We start from the raw sequence: 21,401 nt of genomic DNA, 5'->3' as shown, positions 1-21,401 counted from the left end.
ATTGTTTTATTATTGGTCATTACGAGCCTAATAAAGTGAACCGAGGTAATCTTTCGTTCGGTTCTTACAACCAGCCTATTGATAAATCATCCCATTTTGGATTCAATTCATTAACCAATGTATTCTTTCGCTCTCTACTTCCTTTTTTTAATTGTTTTTCTCTTACTATTGCCTCAGTTATACTTGAAAAAATTTCAAAATACACTAATTTGTTACAATTATATTTTGATGTAAATCCTTTATAAAACTTAGTCTTATGTTGAACTACTCTTTTCACCAAATCGGATGTTACGCCTATATACAATACCGTATTCGTCTTATTAGTCATAAAGTAAACAGTACCTTGTTTCATGATTTTAATGAGATTGCCACGTCATTCCTTCGTCTCTCCACGCATGACGTTGTACTAAAACTTAACACTATACTTCAATCGACCTCGATCACCACCATTACTAATTAATTTAAGACCTTTCGTTTACTTCCTTAAGATTGCCACGTCGTTCCTTCGTCTCTCCTCGCAATGACGTTGTACTAAAACTTAATTCTATATCTCAATCCACTTGCCTTCTTTTAAACTTTCAATAGCTGCAAAAGATGCTTTGGTTGTATTTACAATCACATCAAAAGGAATAATTGGTGCTCCACCATTTTTTTGTTGATTGATTAACGCTTCGAATTGATTGTGATGTCCTTTGTCTTGTTTTGATTTACTGTTACCACCCTTAAAACCATAGGTTTTTAACCTACGCCAGTTGTCCATTATTAGAGTACGTTCTTGTGAGTACACTTCCAATCGCTCTTTAGAATATCCTTTACTACCGTTGGCAAAGTAATTCACTACGGCATTGGTACCATTTTCATATTTTAATAAAATAGAAGCATTATCTGTACTTTCATCAGGATTGGTTCCCATAGCATTCATACATACTGCTACTACTTTACTATCTGCAAAATACGTACATAGATCTATATAATGACACGCTTCACCAATAATACGGCCTCCACCTACTTCCATATCATGTACCCAAACCTCTTTCGGTATATAACCAGCATTCATGGTCGCAATTATATTTTTTGGTGTATTATCATTACCCAATAATTTTTTCATTTGTTGTGCCAATGGGGCAAAACGACGGTTAAATCCAACTGAAAGTGAGACGTTACTCTTATTATACACTTCAATAATTTCAGTTAATTCATCTTGATTTAAAGCCAATGGTTTTTCTACAAATACACTTTTACCTGCTTTTAAGGTCTCTATTACAAATTTGGCATGTGAGTTATGCTTTGTGGTAATCATTACCAAATCAGTCTCGCTATCTTTTAAAATTTCTTGATAATCAGAAGTAGAATTGGCAACGCCGTATCTTTTTGCCATTGTAGTTGAAGACAATCCTCCAGAACTGGCAATATACTTGACATTGGCATTTAACTTTTTTAATTGCGGCATTAGAGTTGAGCTGGTAAAATTACCTGCTCCAATAATTCCAACCACACCTTTTTGACCTTTAAAAGACTTCTCCGTTACTTTTACGGTTGTTACTGGAGTTTCTGTTTGATCATATACCAAAATAGAAGCAATACTCTTAGAATTGCCCATATCACCATAAATGGTATTATAATCCTTTAAAGAAATCCGCTCTGTAATTAAGGGTTTTACATCTAAACTCCCATTTGATAAGGCATTAAGAATGGCTTCAAAATTTCGTTTTTCAGTCCATCGTACAAAACCGATAGGATAGTCATTCCCTTTTTGTTCGTACTGCTCGTCATATCTTCCAGGACCATAAGAACAAGAAACCTGAAATGATATTTCCTTTTCATAAAAATCAGCTCTACTAATATCTAAACCAATCACACCTACTAGCACTACTCTACCACGCTTTCTACACATTTTAGCAGATTGCGAGATAATTTCATTACTCTTATTTGATGCTGTGATAATAACACCATCCGCTCCTGTACCATTGGTAAAAGACTCCACAAACTTCACTTGATCTGTACCTTCAGCAGGGTTTATGGCAGTGATTCCTTTAGCGTTGGCAATAGCTACTTTTTCTGCATCGTAATCAAATCCGATAACCTTACAGCCATTTGCTTTTAATAATTCTGCCGTTACCAAACCAATTAAACCTAAACCAACTACCACTATGGTTTCTCCAAAGGTTGGATTTAACAATCTGATCCCTTGTAAACCAATAGATCCTATTACGGTAAATGCAGCTTCTTCATCTGTAACGCCATCTGGTATTTTAGCCACTAAATTCTTAGGAACCAACACATATTCTGCATGGTTACCATTGGAAGCCACTCTATCTCCAATAGCAAATTCTGTTACGCCTTTACCTACTGCAGCTACTTCACCTACATTACAATAGCCTAAGGGTAAGGGTTGGTTTAATTTATTAAAAACAGAATCTAACGTAGGCTTTAAACCATCTGTTTTTACTTTATCTAATACCATCTTTACCTTATCAGGCTGTTGTTTTGCTTTTTGAATAAAATTGGCCTTGCCAAACTCTACCAACATACGCTCTGTTCCTAATGAAACTAAGGTTCTGGTGGTTTTTATTAAAACCGCACCCGCTTTAACACTGGGTACAGGTACTTCTTCTAAAATGGTATCTCCTTTTTTAAGGTCTTGTATAATTTGCTTCATAGTGCATTTTTATAAAGTTGCAAAGGTAGTAAGTTAAGGTGAATATTTAAGTTTGATTCTTAACCATGTTTAGAATACTATTTTTTTAATTTATCATTAATCAAATTTGAAAATATTGCAGCCCCTTCATAATTTAAATGATTTTCATCATAAAAGTACTTATTATCAAAATGTAAACCTTCATAATCCCAGAACACAAAATCAGAATTAAATCTATCCATAAATTTATTATACTCTTCTCTTCTTTGTTTAGATTTCCTAACTAAAGAGCCATGTACAGGTGTGTTTAAGACTATTAGACGAATGTTATTATTCTTACAAAATTCTATTATTTTTAAGAAATATTTTGTTGAAATCTTATCCGGTTTTCCAGTTTTTAACTTTTCATTTTTTATATCTTTTTCCAAAAGCCCTGTCGTATTCATTGGCAATTTTCTAAAACCACCTAAGTCACTATTTTTTACATTAACTTTTTTAAGAAAATTAGGTTTTTTAACACTTCTAAAAATACCAGTAATTCCATTAATTAATCCTTGAAAATTATATTTTGACACATCATAAAAATCTTTATAATCCATTAAATAATAATATTGAATAATCATTGATTTCATTTTAGGGACTTCATAAAAACCACCACCAGTCATATTGATAGGACTATAACCCATAATAACAGTTTCTATTTGTTTATTATTTTCAATTATCTTTTTCAATTTCACATAATTAAAAAATACTGGAGAGCCCCCCGTAGAAAAGTTTATACTATTTTTAATAATTGAATCATTTAGACCAGCTTCAATATGAGAATCTCCCAATATAAGGGTCGTAATATCATTATTTAGCTTATAATCGGTATTATAATTTAAAATGAATTTAAAAGCAATAAATTGTAAACAGACCAATCCAACTATGGTTATTATGAAAATGGAAATTTTTCTTATAAATAATTTCATGTTGTCCAGTTAAAATTGAAAATAAATAAATGCTTGTTCTCCTCCATTAAATTGTATTATAAATAGTATTAAAAGCATATAGAAACCCCATCTAATTATTTTTGGCCATTTAAATCCTAAACTTTGCAATGCAAATTTATTTTCTCTGCCAAACCATTCAATTACCATACAAAAAACGATAAAAACAATCGTGATTAACGGTAAATTCTCAGGAACTGAAAAAATTGTTTTAGAAAACATATTGGATATGTAACTGATAGCATGATGTATACTATTTGCTCTAAAAAATATCCAAGCCAATACGGTTAATAAAAATGTTGAACCTACTTGCAGTACTTCCCTAATATTAGGAAAAAATTCACCTTCTGCCACGACATTATTTGTATGAACTCTATTTTTATCTAATAACATAATTGGTAGAAAATAAACTGCATTTAAAGCTCCCCAAGCCACAAATGTCCAATTGGCACCATGCCAAAACCCACTAACTAGGAAGATAATAAACGTATTTCTGATTTTCATCCAAGTTCCGCCTCTACTGCCACCTAAGGGTATATATAAATAATCTCTAAACCAAGTAGACAAAGAAATGTGCCAACGCCTCCAAAATTCCGCAATATCTCTAGAAAAATAAGGAAAGGCAAAATTTTGTTTTAAATTAAATCCAAATAATCGCGAAGTACCAATAGCAATATCAGAATAGCCTGAAAAATCTCCATATATTTGAAATGCAAATAATATAGCTCCTAAAAGTAAGGTACTTCCAGAATAATCGTCTGAATTATTAAAAATTAAATTGGCATATTTTGCAGCATTGTCAGCTACAACCACTTTTTTAAACAGACCCCATAGTATTTGACGTAAACCGTCAATAGCTTTAGTGTAATCAAAAGATCTTTTTTTATAGAATTGTGGCAATAAGTTGGTTGCCCTTTCAATAGGCCCAGCAACGAGTTGCGGAAAAAAACTAACAAATGCCGAAAAGGCAATAAAATCTTTAGTGGGCTTTAGCTTATTTTTATACACATCTATCGTGTAACTTAGTGTTTGAAAAGTGTAAAAACTAATCCCAACAGGTAAAATAATATTTAAACCTTGAGGATTTATGGGTTTCCCTAAAAAACTAAAAGCGGCAACAAAATTATCAAGAAAGAAATTGTAATACTTAAAAAAGCCTAAAAAACCTAAATTTACGACTATACTTAACCACAATAGTAGCACTCTTTTCCGCTTATTTCTTTCCGTTAAAAGTAATTTTCCTATCGTATAATCAACGAGTGTACTGAATAAAATTAAAGATAAAAATCGCCAATCCCACCAGCCATAAAAAACATAACTGGCTACAACTATAAGAAAATTTTGAAACTTTAGTTTTTTATTAAAAACAAACCAGTATAGAATAAATACTATGGGTAAAAAAATGGCGAAATCTATGGAATTAAAAAGCATTTATGACATTTTATATGTTGAATATAATTTTGAGAATGAATGTTTTACTATCATTTTTACTTTCTTAAATTATTGCTGAGATAAATCTATTATTTAAAAAAAAAAGATTCCATCTAAAAAAGAATACTGTACAAAACATTATTGCTTGTATACTTTATTCCATTCTCCAAATTTAGTTTTAATATCAAATTTTTTTGAAAAACGGAAGGCGTTGGTTCTATATTCTGTGTAACTATTTTGACTCATACATAATATACTATCGATTGTTTGAGCTATAATTTCAGGATCATTGTCAATGTGAAACCCCGCCTTATTTTTATTTAAATCTCTCCATGGTGTTCCTTTAGAAGCAATAACCGGTGTACCTTGTGCTAAGGATTCTAAAACTACATTTCCGAAATTTTCTGTTTTAGATACTAAAAGTGTAAAATAGGTTTGAGCATAAAGCTTTTGTTTTGCCTCCCCTTGTATTGACCCTGCAAATTCTACTAAATCTGATAATTCATACTGATTTATCAAACTTTTTAAGTTATTAAAATAGTTGGTATATCTTTTTTCATATTCCCCAGCAATAATCAATTTAAAGTTTTTTTCTCTAAACCATTTAGACAAATGTATCGCCTCTATTATATTTTCAATTGATTTTATTGGATGGATTCTTCCTATAAATAAAAGTTGATTTTCTTGTTTGATTTCATTTTTTTCATTGAGATAAAACAAATTAGGGATTAAAACAATATTTTGGTTACCCATTACATATTGTATTTCACTTTTTTCTTTTTCAGATGTTGCATGATAAATAATGCTATCTCTTTTCATTATTTTTTTCAAGACAAAGAAAACGGGTTTCTTTTTCCAACTTTTAAAATTTAGGGCATTTTCATTTAATTCTCCCCTAACGGACCAAACAGTTTTAATTTTTAAATTAAAAAATTTTAGTGTTAGGTATGGTAAAAAACAATATGGTGAAAAAACACTGTTAAAATGAATAATGTCACTTCGTTTTGCTTCTCGATAAACTAATCGGATATGTTTTATTACTTTAAAAAAACCTGACAAGTATATAATTTTCCCAAATTCCTTTTCAATCCATTTATTATTTAATACCTGTACTGATTCTTTTATATTATTATTCGTTGTTATTATTTTCACATCATATCCCGACCGTACAAGCTCTTTTGTATGCCCTAATAGCGAATTGATAGGGCCACCTCCAGTTGCTGGATGAAATTTCGAAAAAGGTATAATTATTTTTGCCTTTGGCATAATTCTTTTATATTTTTTATAAAAAGGTCTACGTTAGATTTTAAATCAAAAGATTTAAATAGACCATATGACACATTTCCGTGTAAATCTATTTTTAAAGGATTATCAATATAATATTGCATGGCATTTCCTAATTGATTTACTGATTTTGCTTTTACTTGAAAACCATTAAACTCTGTTTCAATAAAATGAAAGGCTGCACCACAACGATCGGTTGAAATTAAAGGCTTTTTTAAAGAGGCCGCTTCATTCAATACCGCTCCCCAACCATCAAACAATGTAGGTAATACAAAAACATCTGCATACCCAATGTAATTTGCCATATTTTCATTTTGTATTGCACCGGTAAAAATAACTCTTTGACTAAGGTTCATTTTTTTTACCATTTGCTTGTATTCCCCATTTGAATTATCTCGACCTACTAATACCAGAATCCAATTTTCACTATTTTTTAATTTATTAAATGCTTTAATTAAGACATCAATTCCCTTATGTTTTGTTAAAGAACCAGCATACATAAATATTCTTTTCTCAGATGGAAAATTGAATGGTGATTTGCTCGATTTTTTAAGCTTAGGTAATGAATAGTACAAGTATTTAATTTTATTTTTCTTAGTACCCCATTGTATAAAGTCATCCTTGGCTAATTTGCCAATAGCAAAAGCCCCCAATCCATACTTGTTAATTTTTTTTGCATATGATGTATACCCATTCAATAGAAAAAACAAAGGCTTTATACACTTAATTAAGTTATAATTATACCTGAGCATTTTGGTCAATGGTTTTCCACTCATTTCGCTCCAATGTATCCATTGCACATTATTCTCAATAAGAACGTTTAATAATTTACGTAAAAATGGATGCGAAAACCCAGGAATAATGTGAATACTTGATTGCCATCCTTCTAATTCATTTAATGATTCATTCAGGTTGTCATCTTTTATATATTGGTGAAATTCAGATAAATTATTAGACAAACTCCAACCTAATGCTTTTCTATTTTCAGTAAGAGTATCAAAGTACCTAACTTGTAAATTTACATTATCACGCGATTCTAGCATGTTTAGAAAATCTACTTGATGTGGTGAAGGTATATTAAGCCAAAAAACAGTTTTTATCATTATAATTTAAGGTGTCTTAACTATATTGTTCATTAAACTCAACATTATCAACTGAAAGAGCTTTTGGTTTTAGTAATAAACTAATTATAATCCAATAAATAATTTCTCCTTGCACAGAACCGATAATGTAATTAGGCTCTAAAAAAGTAATAATAAAGGTGGTTATAAAAAGTGAATAAAACAACTTTCGTTCTTCTGTAGTTAAATGCAAATTATTCTTTACTCTAACATATATTTCTCTAAAAAGATATAAAATTACTAAAAAATAAAATATTCCACCATCAATCACAAGTCTCAGCCAAACAATATGAGGGTCTGTTTTAGTATACATTTCGGGCTTATCACCAAAACCATAACCAAAAATAGGTGCCTCTAAAAACTTGTTAAAATAGTAGGTGTTTAAAACAACCCTACCCGAAGATATTCTATCTAAGCTATTATCGGTAGTCTCCATATCTTGCACTCTAAATTGTTCTTTTACAACATCCAGTTGCGATGCAAACAGAATAACTGCTAGAAATGCCATTTTATATCCTAACGATACCCGTAACCATATTAACAATACAACTAAAGATGCTATAATTCCTGCCCTACCCCCACTTAAGTATTGGGCATAAATAATTAACATTATTAAAATAAAGTCAAAAGACGCCAATGGCCTTTGTTTTACCCTGTGCCAAAATACTAAAATAGGGATGTATAAAAATAAGCTGTTGGAATAACCCGTTCGATACCCTCCAAAACCTGCTTGTCCGAACGATGAAGACCAAGGACCATTGGCAGGAAAATCAAAAATTCCGGTATAATTAGAGAAAATACTAAAAACACAAATAAGTGCCACTATTCTTGTTGATTCATATAAGACTTTATAATAAAACTGTTTTTTAAAATTAAAGATAAATATAACCAAAAACGGGATTAAAACATCAAAGACACCTGTTAGGTTAAAGGATAAAAAAAGTCCAGGAATCATAAGAATTATAATCAAAACTAAACCATTGGGTGAAATGAAACTGGAAGGGTACTTTATGCCAAAATAATTTACTTCATATAAAAAAATAATAATGAATATAAGATACTTTAGTATTCTGATAATATTATTATCTAAAATGGGAAGCCAATTTACAATAGAAGATACTACATAAACAATCAATAAATAATAATAAATTATATTTGGTTTTTTTTCTTCCAATACTCCGTAATTTCTTTCTAAATAATATTAATTAGACTCCGATTCATTAATACCTTATACCAAATATATTATTATACATCATTTGAACGTCTTTATTAATATTTCATTTAAAACATTAACCTGTGTTCTTCTATTAAACGAATCGTAATAATCATAAGAGAGGTCATTATAATTTTCACTGTAGCTTTTCAAATTATCGATAAATTTAATAAAATCATTCGCTGAATTTGAAAGATTATTTACATCCGTATGAACACCAATGTTGTGTCCATTTATTATTGTATCTAATTCACTTTTAGTCTGACCTAAAGAAAAAATTGGTTTTTTAAATCCAAAATAATCAAAAACTTTACCAGCAATGGTTCCTCTGTAACCATTATTTGGATGTTGCCATGTTAAACAACCATCAGATGCCTTTATATAATCGCCCACTTTGTCATAAGAAACGGCATTGTAAGGTTTGAAGAATTTACCAAGTTCCAATTTCTCAATTAAATCACCTTTTCTGCTTAAGTCTCCTACCAAATTAATAACTATATTATTTAATAAATTTGGTTTTTTAACCAGAGCAATTTTGAGCATTTTATAAAAATATCCATCAATATGATCTCCACGTAGTCCTCCCAAATACAACAAATTTATTTTTTCTTTATCAAATTCTGGAATAAAACCAGTTTCCTTAAGGTCTTCGAAATCATAACCATTGTAAATACTAACCACTTTTGAAGACGGTTCAATTTTAAACACCTCCGAGCTTTCAATTCTATTTACTTCTGTATTCGTAATAATTAGATCTGAAAGTGAATAAATTTTCTGTTCTAACTTTTGATTATGTTTTCTATGTAAAAATGTTACTGGTCTATATGTTGGCCCCAATGTATATTGATCTCTAAAATCAGAAATCCAAAAAAAATTAAATTTCTTTTTTAAATTAATTCCAATATTATGTACGGAATGAGGCGGGCCACTAGTTAAAACATAATCATATTCAAAATCTTCTTTGTTAGAAAAATATGTAACTACATCGTTAGCCCAATCATTATAAAAGTCATGAAACTTTAACCTGCTTTTAACCTTATTGAAAAGTGATGATTTATAAACGTCCTCAGTTATTCTAATAATTTTAACTTTATCTAATTCCTTAATTCGTGATTCATCTGTCCAACTAAAATTAGCACCTTTTATAGTACAAACGGTAACATCCCAACCTAATTGCTCTAAATAAACACTGAATTTAACCATTCGTTGAATACCACCGCCTCCTTTAGGGGGGAAAGCTCTTGAGATTATTAAAATTTTTTTATTCATTTAATATTTTTTCAAATTTTTTAACAACGCTGTCCCAATTTGGAGGGGATATTCTAGGTATATCTCGCTTTTTAATTATTAATTGATTTAATGATTCTTGCAACGCTTCTGCAATGAATAAATCACCAATTACATCACCATTTTCAGCATATTCCTTAAAATTTTCATTTGCCAATAATCTGGAGTCATTTGATTTAGCCAATAATAAAATTCCAGAATTTAAGGTGTTTTCATAAGGTAACACAACATACTGACACGACTTAAAATAAGCATTTACTTCTTCATCAGGTATAAATCTGTTATCAAAAATTATATTATTAGAATCTTTAATTATTTCATTAATTTCAGAATTCAACGGCATCTCACTAGCTTTACCTGCAACCAGCAAATAAAAATTTTCGGTTTTACACTGAACAAAAGACTTTAAAAATTTATCAATGCCCTTACCGCTTCGAATACTTCCAAACACCAACAATATATTTTTATTATTTGGTATTATATACCGTTCATGAATATTAACAGCTACGCTTGAGTTGTAAATATAAGGCCCTTGTGGGATAACAATAATTTTTGATTTAGCTATTTTTAAATACTCACTCACTTTATTGACATGACTTTTATTAAAAACACGAATATAATCAACTTTTTTAGCCAATTTTTTAAAACAAAATTTCTCTATTGCTCCAAATTTTCCATCATGCCGTTGCAAATTGTGTAAATTCCATGTAATTATAGTCTTGTCTTTCTTTAGAAAAACTAAATCTAGATATCCTAGAAAAGCTTTGATTACGGTATTAATTATACTTTGTGATGTATAAAAAGAATGCACCCAATCTAAAACCAACAAATCAACATTTTGTTTTAGAGCATGCTTTAAAGGGAGCCCTCTTTTGTATTTTATTTTAACGACGTTATAATTATTTTTCTCTAATGCCTCATAAAACAATATCTGATGCTTATCTCCTTGCTTTTCAAGTGCTTCAGCCCACGGGTATATTCCAATTTTATTCTTTTCCATAAACTATTTAAACCAAGGTTGATAGTTTAATTTATAACTCAATGCACTTTTACGTTCACCTATTATTTTTCCTGGTACACCACCTACAATAACCATTGATGGAACATCTTTGGTAATAATAGAATTTGCTGCAACCACTGCACCTTTACCAATAGTCACCCCTGGTAAAATAGTTACTCTTGAGGCTATCCAAACATAATCTTCAATAATTACATCTGCTCCAACATGCTTATGATTATCATCATGCACATCATGCTCCAAGGTCCAAATATTCGTTTCTTGAGCAATATCTACATTATTACCAATAACCAATTTCCCTCCTCTACCATCTAACAATACTTTTTTATTAATTACTGAATTGTTACCAATAGAAATATTTTTAGGTGTTCGAAACTCAATACCCATTAAAAAATTGGTTTGCCTACCAACATTTTTAAATTGGGTTTTAATTATCATTTTTCGAAACCAATGCAATGGCACATACATCAACCATTCTCTTATAAGATAGTCTTTAGCGGCTTTAAAAATAGTATATATATTAATAAGTATTTTTTTCACTTAATATTTTATACGTTCTAATTACTGGATACAAAGATAATAGTAATACTGAAAGTCCAACAACTATTATAGAAACAATATTATTTTCAAAATTAAATATATTCGAATAAAAGTATTTTAATACTATTGAAATAGTTATTAATAAGATGCCAATTAAGTTGTTTTTTGAGAGAACTTTAAATGCCAAGTTATCTTTTGTTGCTTTGTAAATTATATACCCTGTACTACTCATTAATAAAGCATTAATAGGAATGATAAAAAATAAACCGTTCACACTAAAATATTTAATAAAAAAATAAGAGAACCCTGCCGAACATAATTGTGCCGCTACCCAATATAAATACAATTTCTTTGCCAAGCCATGAGAAACGGCCATTTTACGATAAATACCACCTATACTGCTTACAAAAATGGCTATTATATTAAATAATAGAAATGTATAGGCCAATTGGACATCATTTGTATCAAACTTTTTACCTCCCCAAATGAATTCAATGATCAAATCACCTAATAAAATTGTGCCTACAGTTGTAATTACATTTACATTTATAACACTAAAAAGATTCTTGTTAAACTCTTTTACTACAGACTGTGCCTTCTGTAATAATAAGGAATAATTTGTAAAAAAAATGGTCATAAAAGGTTGGATAAATAACCCCTTGATTTTGTTTGCCAAATTTTGAACATACCTAAAAATGGCATAAACCCCTTCTGGTAAAAAAGAAATACTTGCCGTTAATACTATATTATAAATTTGCGTAGCCCCAACATATAAAAAGGTGCTCTGCATACTTTTAAAGAATGAAATATGATTAAATTCTGGTAGAGACAACACAAACTGAAAGCGATATCCATTTTTATAAAGCTGCCATATATAAAAGACAAACTCAATAATTTTACCCGCTAGCATGGATACTACCAATGCCCATAATTGAATAAAAGGGTATAGTATAACAAGAACCACTATATTTACCACAGAATTAGTTACTCCAATCAATTCTGATCTTCCAAAGCGTTGTTCAGCATTTAGAACCGTTTTATAAAAGGCATTCATTAATGCTAAATATAAAACAGGTAATAACACCCTGAAAATTAAAGTAGCGAACTCTTTATCTTCTTGAGAAAACCCAGGAACCATCAGATTAACTAGAAAAGAAGCGAATATGAATACCAATACTATAATAAGAGAACCGAAAACCACCATTCTATTGATGACTACATTCAACCCTTTATAACCCAAGCCTTGCTTTATCGTATTTAATTTATGATATTCAGGTAAAAATATTTCTGCCAATTGCCCACTTTGCGTTAACGAAGTTACTAAATACACCAAACTCTGGGCAGCAAAATAGATTTCTATAGTACGAGAAGCACCAAAATATTTTACTTGCAGTATTGAATAGATTAAGCCTAAAACAGAAGTTATTAGCTTTAAAGAAAAAAGTTTTAATAGTATTTTCATCTATTTTAAGTTTATTTCTTTAACCATCCTAGTATCTTAGAATTAAGGACCTCTAAACATTCTTCTTCCTTTTTTAACTTACTTTTATTAAATACTATGTTTTTTAATTTTGTATAAGCAACTTTGTATTTATCTAAATCATCTAAAGGATTTAAAATAATTGGGTTCTCATAAAACAGTTCACTTGCATATTTTAATTTTGGGTGTAGTTCTATTGCCACAAATGAAGTGTTTACTAGACCTGCTATAAAAAGACTGTGCATTCTACTTGAGAAAACGGCTTCAGCATTTTGAAATAATTTAACAAAACTCAAGATACTCATTAAATCCGGGTTCCAAATAGTAGTTCTAAAATTTTGTTTAATTTTATTCATTAAATTTTCATCGTCTTCTTGCAAGAATACCCAATGTGTTTTAATATTGTTTTCCTCTAAGAATTTTGCAAAATCTAATAATGTAATTATATGCTTTTCGAATTCAGGTTTGTGAGAATACGATCTAGGACATATAATAACCTCTTTCAATGATGTTATGATATCGTTATCAGGTAATTTTTCATACCCTACACTTAAATCGTTAGATAGATATAAATTTTTAATTTTAATCCCTTTTAGAAAATCATAAGATTTTTTATCTCTAACACCTAAGATTTCAAATGAACTTAAAACCTGTCGATGCAAGGCTAAGGTTTGTTTGTGAAAATATGGACCAACACCAATGCCAATACCACCAAATTCAGTTCCTAACAATTTAGGAATTTTAAAATTTAAGAAATTGGATAAATATTTTTTTAAGAATTTTAACGAGCTTATTTTTTGATTATAATCGAAAAAAACACCACCTCCAATATAATAGACTTTATTAAATTTCAAATAAAATAATTTGGGAATCGATCTATTTAATCTAATTATCTTTAAATTAGGGTAATATTTATATAAATAATCAAAATTTATAGAAGGGTCTGTAACAACAGCACTAACTTCTATATTTGGAAGATCTTTTATTCGTTCAATAGCAATTTCAAAAAGTAAGTCATCACCAAAATTTTTGTAACCTATATAACCAGTTAGCAATATTTTATTTGGTTTCATTATTTATTAAATATGGGTTCGCGATTCTCAATACTTGAAATAATATAGCTATAATTATCATGACGTAAATAATCATCCATACTATTAAATTTATAGGCTTTAAAGTCAGAGGGTTTATCTTCAAAAAACATTTCAAACGGTGTTTGATAACGTATAAATAATAAATAGGCATACTTTAGTGCTTCTTTCTTATTTTTTTCCAAATTATAATCACTAACATTAAAACTGTCTAAAACTTCAAAATATTCATCAATAGAGTTTACATCTATAGTAAATCTTTTACCTCTATAATGTGTCTGTGAAACTACCACACAGGGTTTATCTACCAAAGGTAATTCCATACCTGCAGTTGTAGTATGTACCAAGCCTAAATCTGTAATTTCATAAATGCTCCAACTGTTAACTTTGGCATCCGGTTTTATAATTTTGACATTATCTTTTGGGGTAACCGCATTATGTATGATATCATAAAAAGGCATATTGGTACCCGCAATAATCTCTGCTGGGTGAATCTTGACAATCAATTGCTTTTCAGGGTGCTCATTAAACCATTTAACCGTTTCTATAACCCATTTAACAGGGTTTTTAAAGGTAATTTCTCTATGAGCACTGGCAGCATCCCACAATACATTCGTAAACAAAGTATAAACTGGTTTTGTAACGTCAATACCTAAACTATTTATCGTCTCCTCTTTAGAGGTTTTGTCTCCAAAATTATAAACTGTAACATCATCTTTATGCATAACACGCGTATCAATATAATCACTAACTTCAGTTAGTTGAGCTTCTGTTAGATCAATATCCTTTACACGATTCCATTCATCAATAACATCCCACGAATCTCCCGTTTTATTCCAATTAAATACTTGGGCATATTTCTTTTTTGCTCTACTATGTACTAAAATAGGAATATTATGAGCATCTAATACTTGATATGGTGGTCCCCAAGTAGAATAAATACCATGATTCATAATCACTTTATCCACTTTTAACTTAACTAATTTTTCTCCAATATAATCAGTAATACCTATCGCTTTTTTAAATAAATTGGTTCTATGTACTACATCTTGTAAATCATCAGTAACTACACCTACTTTATAGTGCTTTAACAAACTGGCCTCTAAAACTGGAGCATATTTTTCTTTATATTCTAATTTTATTGGAGCATCTTTAATGAATTCTGAAATGGAAATATATTTTAATCCTGCGGTATTTAAAAATTTAGAAGCATAAGCAAAAGCAGTTTCTGCTTGTGTATTCCAAATTGCTTCGCTCCCTCTTCTTTTAAACTCTTGAATTGGCAATGTATTATCATCTATAATAAAAGTGATTTTATGCCCTTTCTTTTTTAAACCTAATGCCAAAAGTGCTTCAACATATAAATGAAAAGGGCTTTGCGGTAACATTAATAATACATAAATATTCTGTGGCTTGTCCGTATTTTCTATTTTAAACTTACCTAACGATTTGGCCTGTGCCAATAAAACGCTATTGTTAAAAAAAGTTAGTTTACCCAACTTCTCCCAACGAAACCCAATTGCGTGTAAAAATCTTACTATACTTGGAAATAGGCTTATTTTAATTTTATCTTTTAATTTCATTAGTTTCGTTTTATTGTTTTTCTACTTTTAGCATGCCTTTTGCCATTAATTTATCTGCTACGCGTATCATAATTTTAAAATCTATGTCACTTTTTTCAATAATATCTAGTAAGTCATGTTCACCGTCTGAATAATTGAGAATCCACATCATAGCATCTATCTCAATGGCCTTTTCTTTTTCAGATAAGGTTGGGTATAGACCTCTTTTACCCAATTGGGGCTCACAATTAGGAAATTGATTGATATATTTTTTATTCTTTTCAATTAATTCAATTACTTCCAAATAGGTTGCAACGGTTTTTTCCATTGCGGCAAAGCTAATGAAATCTTTATCGTCTGAAGAAGTATGGTACTCTTCATATTGACCATAAGTAGTTCTTAGTAACAACACCACTGGTAAATTAAAACCAGGTGAACAGTATTGCCTTTCATCAGAACCTCTTGGGGCAAAAGGAATCGTTCTAAATTCAGATTCAGATTGTTTTAAAACGGTATTAACTGCTCTATCTGGTAAACTATCACCTCTTCTACTTTTTTTATAGGTAAACTGACCATCGTCACCTACGCAAGTTACCACAAAACCAGCTTCCATGTTTTGCTTAAAATGATCCCCATGTTGAGATAAATAATAAATACTACCAATGGTTTCTGGTGCAAAAACAAAACGATAAGAATAGTAATTATCCTTGTCTTTTAATTGGTTGTAAATAAATGCCGTAACCAATGGTCCTGACAATTCATTATTTGCCATGGAAGGATGACAAATATATGTGGTTAATAATATTTCTTTATCTGATTTACCTTTTAACACCAAGTCGCCATAGGTCATAGATCCATGTTCATCTAAAGTACTATCTATTTTTACAGTATAGGAACCATTTTTATCTAGTTTTTCAAACTGATGATGCGACATACAGAATCCCCATCTTTTACTGTAATACGATGTTAAATATGGTATTAAATCAGGTTGCTTTGGTAAGGTGTATAAATGTTCTTTAAGTTCCTCATAACTCAAAACGCCTTCGAACGGCTCAGAATAGCCCAATAGATGTAAATTATTAACTTTAAAATTGACAATAGTATTGTCTTTTTCGTCTTTAATCCACGCTTCTTGAACATTCCACTCTGGTGGTACATTCCAATCAAAACATGCTGTACCTGAAGGAACCTCGTGTACATTTAATGGAATTATTTCAGATAGAATATCCAGTGTTTTTCTATTACCATCACCCGTTAAACTTCGGTTAATAGGCCATAATCTATCAAAATAGGTTTCTAATTGCTTCTGCATTAGTTGGCTTCGGTTTTATGATTACTAACAAAGCAGTATGGATTCTTTTTAATCAATTCATCAGCTAGGCTAACATAGTCCATTGCTTTTACACTATGAATAAAACCACCGCCGATTTGTGTTTTTTGGAGTGTTTTTTTATCTCTAAGAATTTCTTCAATAAAATTCATGTTTAAAATAGGATTTGTCTCTAAATCTCTAACATACATTTTATAGCTTCGTTGTTCTTGTACATTGTCATTTATAACATATGGAGCCGAAAACGGCTTCCAATATCGATACGGCACTTTGTTACGTTCCTCAACCAAATGAATAAAAGATGCGGCATTATAATCTGTCCCTAGCAATACAATTTTTGCATTAATTTGTAATAACATATCAAAAGCACCATTTTCGCCAAATGCAGATTGAGGGTCTCCTTTTGTGATCAAATCTGCTATTGGCCCCACCGCCGAAATAGATTGCATAGGATGTTTACTTCTCTTACTTTCAGGTAACAACCGTACATATTCAGAAAAGACACCCATATTTTTAGAAGGTGTTTTGGCACTATTAAAAGTTGCTCCTTTACAGTAATCAAAATTAAAAGTAGGTACTGCAATTGTACCCTCATCGCCAATAATTTTTCTCAATTGCTCGTATATCGATTCTGAGAGCTCTTTTAAAGTTAAATCTGATGGAATACCAAAAGAAAATAAAGAATTATGTACCAATACAACATCTCCTTTTTGCAGTCCTATGTTTAAAAAAGCATCGTAAAAATGACTACTGTTGTACCTTTGCATGTTTGGTTAACTTAATAATATCTTCTTTATAGCCCATTTTTTTAAAAAAATTAATAGAATTTCCATTATCTACGATAACTTCTACATCTATTAAATCTACATTTTTCTCTTTAAACCAAGCTTCTATTTCTTGTGCTAATTTTTCACCTGTCCCTGTACGTCTATATGCTGAATTAATAAAAAGATGTGATAAATAACCAATTTTTTTATTACCTAAATAAGCAGGAGACAATCTAATGATACCTGTTACAAAACCTATAATGATTTCATTGTCATAAGCAATATAAATGTTACTTAATTTACCTAAGGTAGATTTTATAGAGTTCATCCATAATTCTGATCCATTTTCTACTAATGGCATCACCAACCCTTTGGTTTCCATATAGCCATAAAGTTTTGTGAACTGATTTTTTATAGTATCAAAAACGTGATCAGCATCATTTTTAAATAATTGTTTAATCTCAATTTGCATTTTCTATTATTTTACTCAATTTTTCAATTGAGTTAAACTCTGTCGGTTCTAATTCACTAAAATCCAACTCAATATCATATTTACCTTCAATTTCTACTGCAAATTCTAGAAAAGATAAGGAATCTAAAATACCTTGTTCAAACAGACTTTGTTCAGTATCAACATCTCCCTTTTCTATCTCTAACAGTTGTAACCGTGTTGATAGCAATTCTAATAAACTGTCTCTATTTATAATTGTACTCATTATATTATTTTTTCAATTAATTTTTTACGATCTACTTTTCCATTCATATTTAGTGGAAATTCAGCTATGAAAAAAATATCTCTTGGCAACATATAGGTAGGCAAAATTTTACCCAAAGCCAGTAAAATATCTTTTTTTGACATTTCAGAATCACCCTCCACAAAAGTATATAAATTATCCGCAATTCCATTAACAACAGGATGGGGAATTGTATAAACCATCGTTTTTTCAATCAATTTGGCAATAGCATCATTAATTTCATCTAATTCAATGCGATATCCTCTAATTTTTACTTGAAAATCTTTTCTAGCCATGTAGAATAAAAAACCATCTTCATATTTGGCAATATCACCTGTTTTATACCAAATTCTATCCCCTTTACCTTCGAGCTTAACAAATTGTTTAGCCGTGTTTTCTTCATCCTTCCAATACCCTTTGGCTACTTGACTACCCGACAAACAAATTTCGCCGGTAACATCGTTTGGAATATCATTTTCGTCAACCAAACATAACTCTTGCGTGTCAAATACAGTACCAATACAAACCACTCCATTCTTTTCTTTAATATCTTCAGCTTTTTTAGGCAACACATAGTAAGTTATGGATACTGTGGTTTCCGTAGGACCATAAACGTTATCAATTTGTGTGTTAACAGCTGCTCCTTGCCATTGTATTGCTACATTTTTAGGAAGCGGCTCTCCACAAAACATACTCCAACGTATGGATGGAAAATTACTGGGTTTCAGCATTTTAAACCTCCCCATAATTTGAACTAATGATGGTACAGAACACCAAAATGTAAGTTGGTGCGTATTGATAAATTTTGCAGGTGCCATCACTACATTGTCTGGCACACAATACAAACCAGCACCTCCTCTAAATGACAAATATAAATCGTGCACACTTAAATCAAAAGTTAAATCAGGTACATGTGAAAATCTATCCGTAGGTAATACATCATATCTATTATACATATATTCCGTATAACTCAATACATTATTATGGCTAATTGGAACTCCTTTAGGTACGCCTGTACTACCCGAAGTAAATAATAGATAAGCCAAATGATCTTTTTCTACATCAACAATAATATCATTTTCTTTAGTTAAATCTTCCTTTGACACGACAAAATGATGGGAAGCAATTTCAGGAATATTCTCTTTTTGAGTTTCTGGAAAAATAAAAGTTATGGGTTCATTTAATAGTGGTAATAATTCAATTAATGATTTGATACATCTATTATCTACAATAACAACACTTGATTCTGACAATGAAATAATCTTTTTATTTCTACTATTTGGAAACTTTGGGTTTAACGGAACATATGTTTTTCCAGATTTCAAAGCAGCTAACAAACCAGCATAGGCCACAACACTTTTATGTGCCAATAATGCAACTTGATTTCCATCAGACTTCAAAAGTTCATTGGAAATTTCACCTATAATTACGCTAAGTTTTTTATAACTATAGGGTATTTTATCTACCATTAAAGCGATATTATTTGGATAATTTTGCTTTGAATTATTAAAGATTGAATAAAGATTCATGTATTAATATCTTAATAAATAATATTTGTTATACTACTTTGTGTGTTTACTTATTTCTTGCTGCATTTGTTGCTGTAACCTTTGGTTTTTTTTCAAATAATTTACCAAATGTTCAATAGATTCACCCTTCATTTCATGATATAATTGCTGCTCTAATTTAAAATCTTCAATAGTATCTAGAGTTAACCGTATATTTTCTGTATCGTCCATATAATTTGGCATTTCTATCAATTTAATTTTAAATTCTTCAGGATGTTCATAAATATAATTAGTAACATGTTCTTGATACAAAGATAAGGAAGTACTTTTATTCACCTTCTGTAAAGCCTTTAAAGAAACGATTTCAGTAAATAAACCTAAGTGAGATTTAATTGTTGGCAGTCCATTTGGTAATTTATAGCTGACATAATCCGCGTTTTCACTTTCTATTTCATCGATAAATTTGAAAATATGTTCCATTTCCAAAAATGGATTGTCGGCACAAATTCTAACTACTGTTTTCAAATTATGCTTAACAGCAGCATTTATAAAACGTTCTAACACATTATTTTCACTTCCTCTATAATATTGAATTTTGTGATTTTCTGCGATATTGACTAATTCATCATCTAAAGGGTTATTGGTAGTTGCCAATACTATTTTATTAGTCGGAAAATGTGTTGTTAATTTTTCAATCAATAATTCTAATACTCCTTTTTCTTGATAAAAAGGTAATACCATCTTATTGGGTAATCTTGTAGATCCTTTTCTTGCTTGTATAATGATTCCAGTCATTAACGATATTATTGATTTAATTTACTTTTATCTTGTAAAAATAAATCAATTGCTTTAGTTAGCAGCTTTTTATCCCCTAAATATTTTTCAACAAATTCTCTAAAAACACCCTCTCCTCCATTTTTTGCTAAAACTACAGTGACTTCAGATTTTATATAGTCTGGTGCATTATCAGGGCAAGCACTTAAGCCTACTTTTCTGAGTAGTTTAATATCATTTATGTCATCACCTATATACGCCACTTCTGACCACTCTAGCTTGTATTTTTTTAATAACTTTTCAGCAACATTCACTTTATCTTTTATTCCTAAAAAACAATCTTCAATTTTTAACTTATCTGCTCTACGTTGCACTATTTGTGTGTTTTCTCCAGTAATTATGGCTGTTGGAATTTCTAACAATCTCAAAAAAAGAACTCCAGCACTATCAGAGGTATTGAATTTTTTCCATTCATTACCCGTTGTATCGTAGTACATACCGCCATCGGTCCAAACGCCATCAATGTCAGTTATGAAGAGTTTTATGTTTGAAGTGAGAAGTGGGAAGCTTGAAGTTGGAAGCTTGAAGTTGGGTGTTTTTGATTTTGAGTTACTCATGTCTGTTTAAGTTTTTG

Annotated in this window: 20 protein-coding genes; all 20 read right to left on the bottom strand. The window is 30.2% G+C overall.

The window, feature by feature from the left end; all coding sequences use genetic code 11:
* Positions 1 to 64: 64 nt before the first annotated feature.
* The 20 genes from FF125_RS10415 to FF125_RS10320 all read right to left on the bottom strand — a co-directional run bounded on the left by FF125_RS10415 (position 65) and on the right by FF125_RS10320 (position 21,384).
* The gene (locus tag FF125_RS10415; RefSeq protein ID WP_138949710.1) at positions 65 to 352 is read right to left on the bottom strand and encodes a GIY-YIG nuclease family protein; all 288 of its coding nucleotides are present in this window, start codon (positions 350 to 352) and stop codon (positions 65 to 67) included.
* A 192-nt stretch (positions 353 to 544) separates the two neighbouring features.
* Positions 545 to 2,659 carry a bi-domain-containing oxidoreductase gene (locus tag FF125_RS10410; RefSeq protein WP_138949709.1) on the bottom strand — a complete coding sequence of 705 codons (2,115 nt, stop codon included), beginning with the start codon at positions 2,657 to 2,659 and terminating at the stop codon, positions 545 to 547.
* Positions 2,660 to 2,736: 77 nt separating this feature from the next.
* Positions 2,737 to 3,609: a hypothetical protein gene (locus tag FF125_RS10405; protein WP_138949708.1), complete on the bottom strand. Its 873-nt coding sequence runs from the start codon at positions 3,607 to 3,609 to the stop codon at positions 2,737 to 2,739.
* 9 nt (positions 3,610 to 3,618) lie between these two features.
* Positions 3,619 to 5,058: an MBOAT family O-acyltransferase gene (locus FF125_RS10400; protein ID WP_138949707.1), complete on the bottom strand. Its 1,440-nt coding sequence runs from the start codon at positions 5,056 to 5,058 to the stop codon at positions 3,619 to 3,621.
* 138 nt (positions 5,059 to 5,196) lie between these two features.
* Positions 5,197 to 6,324, bottom strand: coding sequence for a glycosyltransferase family 4 protein (locus tag FF125_RS10395; protein ID WP_138949706.1), 1,128 nt, complete (start codon positions 6,322 to 6,324; stop codon positions 5,197 to 5,199).
* Positions 6,306 to 7,445, bottom strand: a complete 1,140-nt coding sequence (locus FF125_RS10390; RefSeq protein WP_138949705.1) for a glycosyltransferase family 4 protein — start codon at positions 7,443 to 7,445, stop codon at positions 6,306 to 6,308. The genes FF125_RS10395 and FF125_RS10390 overlap by 19 nt, the downstream gene beginning before the upstream one ends.
* Before the next feature lie 16 nt (positions 7,446 to 7,461).
* Positions 7,462 to 8,418 (bottom strand): O-antigen ligase family protein, encoded by a 957-nt coding sequence (locus FF125_RS10385; protein ID WP_138949704.1) that lies wholly within the window; start codon positions 8,416 to 8,418, stop codon positions 7,462 to 7,464.
* Between the two features lie 297 nt (positions 8,419 to 8,715).
* A complete protein-coding gene (locus tag FF125_RS10380) occupies positions 8,716 to 9,945 on the bottom strand; it encodes a glycosyltransferase family protein (RefSeq protein ID WP_138949703.1) in 1,230 nt (409 codons plus the stop codon).
* The gene (locus tag FF125_RS10375; protein WP_138949702.1) at positions 9,938 to 10,963 is read right to left on the bottom strand and encodes a glycosyltransferase; all 1,026 of its coding nucleotides are present in this window, start codon (positions 10,961 to 10,963) and stop codon (positions 9,938 to 9,940) included. The genes FF125_RS10380 and FF125_RS10375 overlap by 8 nt, the downstream gene beginning before the upstream one ends.
* Positions 10,964 to 10,966: 3 nt before the next feature.
* Entirely contained in the window at positions 10,967 to 11,521 is a 555-nt protein-coding gene (locus FF125_RS10370) for an acyltransferase (protein ID WP_250629731.1), read from the bottom strand.
* Positions 11,502 to 12,983: a lipid II flippase MurJ gene (locus tag FF125_RS10365; RefSeq protein WP_138949701.1), complete on the bottom strand. Its 1,482-nt coding sequence runs from the start codon at positions 12,981 to 12,983 to the stop codon at positions 11,502 to 11,504. Before FF125_RS10365 ends, FF125_RS10370 begins: the two co-directional genes overlap by 20 nt.
* An 11-nt stretch (positions 12,984 to 12,994) precedes the next feature.
* A complete protein-coding gene (locus FF125_RS10360) occupies positions 12,995 to 14,074 on the bottom strand; it encodes a polysaccharide pyruvyl transferase family protein (protein ID WP_138949700.1) in 1,080 nt (359 codons plus the stop codon).
* On the bottom strand, positions 14,074 to 15,675 hold the full coding sequence (locus FF125_RS10355; RefSeq protein ID WP_138949699.1) for a hypothetical protein: 1,602 nt from the start codon (positions 15,673 to 15,675) through the stop codon (positions 14,074 to 14,076). The genes FF125_RS10360 and FF125_RS10355 overlap by 1 nt, the downstream gene beginning before the upstream one ends.
* 10 nt (positions 15,676 to 15,685) lie before the next feature.
* Entirely contained in the window at positions 15,686 to 16,966 is a 1,281-nt protein-coding gene (locus FF125_RS10350) for a DUF4910 domain-containing protein (protein WP_138949698.1), read from the bottom strand.
* Positions 16,966 to 17,751 (bottom strand): AAC(3) family N-acetyltransferase, encoded by a 786-nt coding sequence (locus FF125_RS10345; RefSeq protein WP_138949697.1) that lies wholly within the window; start codon positions 17,749 to 17,751, stop codon positions 16,966 to 16,968. The genes FF125_RS10350 and FF125_RS10345 overlap by 1 nt, the downstream gene beginning before the upstream one ends.
* Positions 17,732 to 18,223 carry a GNAT family N-acetyltransferase gene (locus tag FF125_RS10340; RefSeq protein ID WP_138949696.1) on the bottom strand — a complete coding sequence of 164 codons (492 nt, stop codon included), beginning with the start codon at positions 18,221 to 18,223 and terminating at the stop codon, positions 17,732 to 17,734. The genes FF125_RS10345 and FF125_RS10340 overlap by 20 nt, the downstream gene beginning before the upstream one ends.
* On the bottom strand, positions 18,213 to 18,467 hold the full coding sequence (locus FF125_RS10335; RefSeq protein WP_138949695.1) for an acyl carrier protein: 255 nt from the start codon (positions 18,465 to 18,467) through the stop codon (positions 18,213 to 18,215). Before FF125_RS10335 ends, FF125_RS10340 begins: the two co-directional genes overlap by 11 nt.
* Complete coding sequence (locus FF125_RS10330; RefSeq protein WP_138949694.1) at positions 18,467 to 20,014, bottom strand: AMP-binding protein; 1,548 nt, start codon at positions 20,012 to 20,014, stop codon at positions 18,467 to 18,469. Before FF125_RS10330 ends, FF125_RS10335 begins: the two co-directional genes overlap by 1 nt.
* Before the next feature lie 33 nt (positions 20,015 to 20,047).
* Positions 20,048 to 20,788 (bottom strand): cytidylyltransferase domain-containing protein, encoded by a 741-nt coding sequence (locus FF125_RS10325; protein ID WP_138949693.1) that lies wholly within the window; start codon positions 20,786 to 20,788, stop codon positions 20,048 to 20,050.
* 8 nt (positions 20,789 to 20,796) lie between these two features.
* Positions 20,797 to 21,384, bottom strand: a complete 588-nt coding sequence (locus FF125_RS10320) for a KdsC family phosphatase (RefSeq protein ID WP_138949692.1) — start codon at positions 21,382 to 21,384, stop codon at positions 20,797 to 20,799.
* Positions 21,385 to 21,401 lie beyond the last annotated feature (17 nt).

It is taken from the genome of Aureibaculum algae (assembly GCF_006065315.1).
GTDB classification, from domain to species: domain Bacteria; phylum Bacteroidota; class Bacteroidia; order Flavobacteriales; family Flavobacteriaceae; genus Aureibaculum; species Aureibaculum algae.
This window is presented reverse-complemented; position numbering and strand designations above follow the sequence as displayed.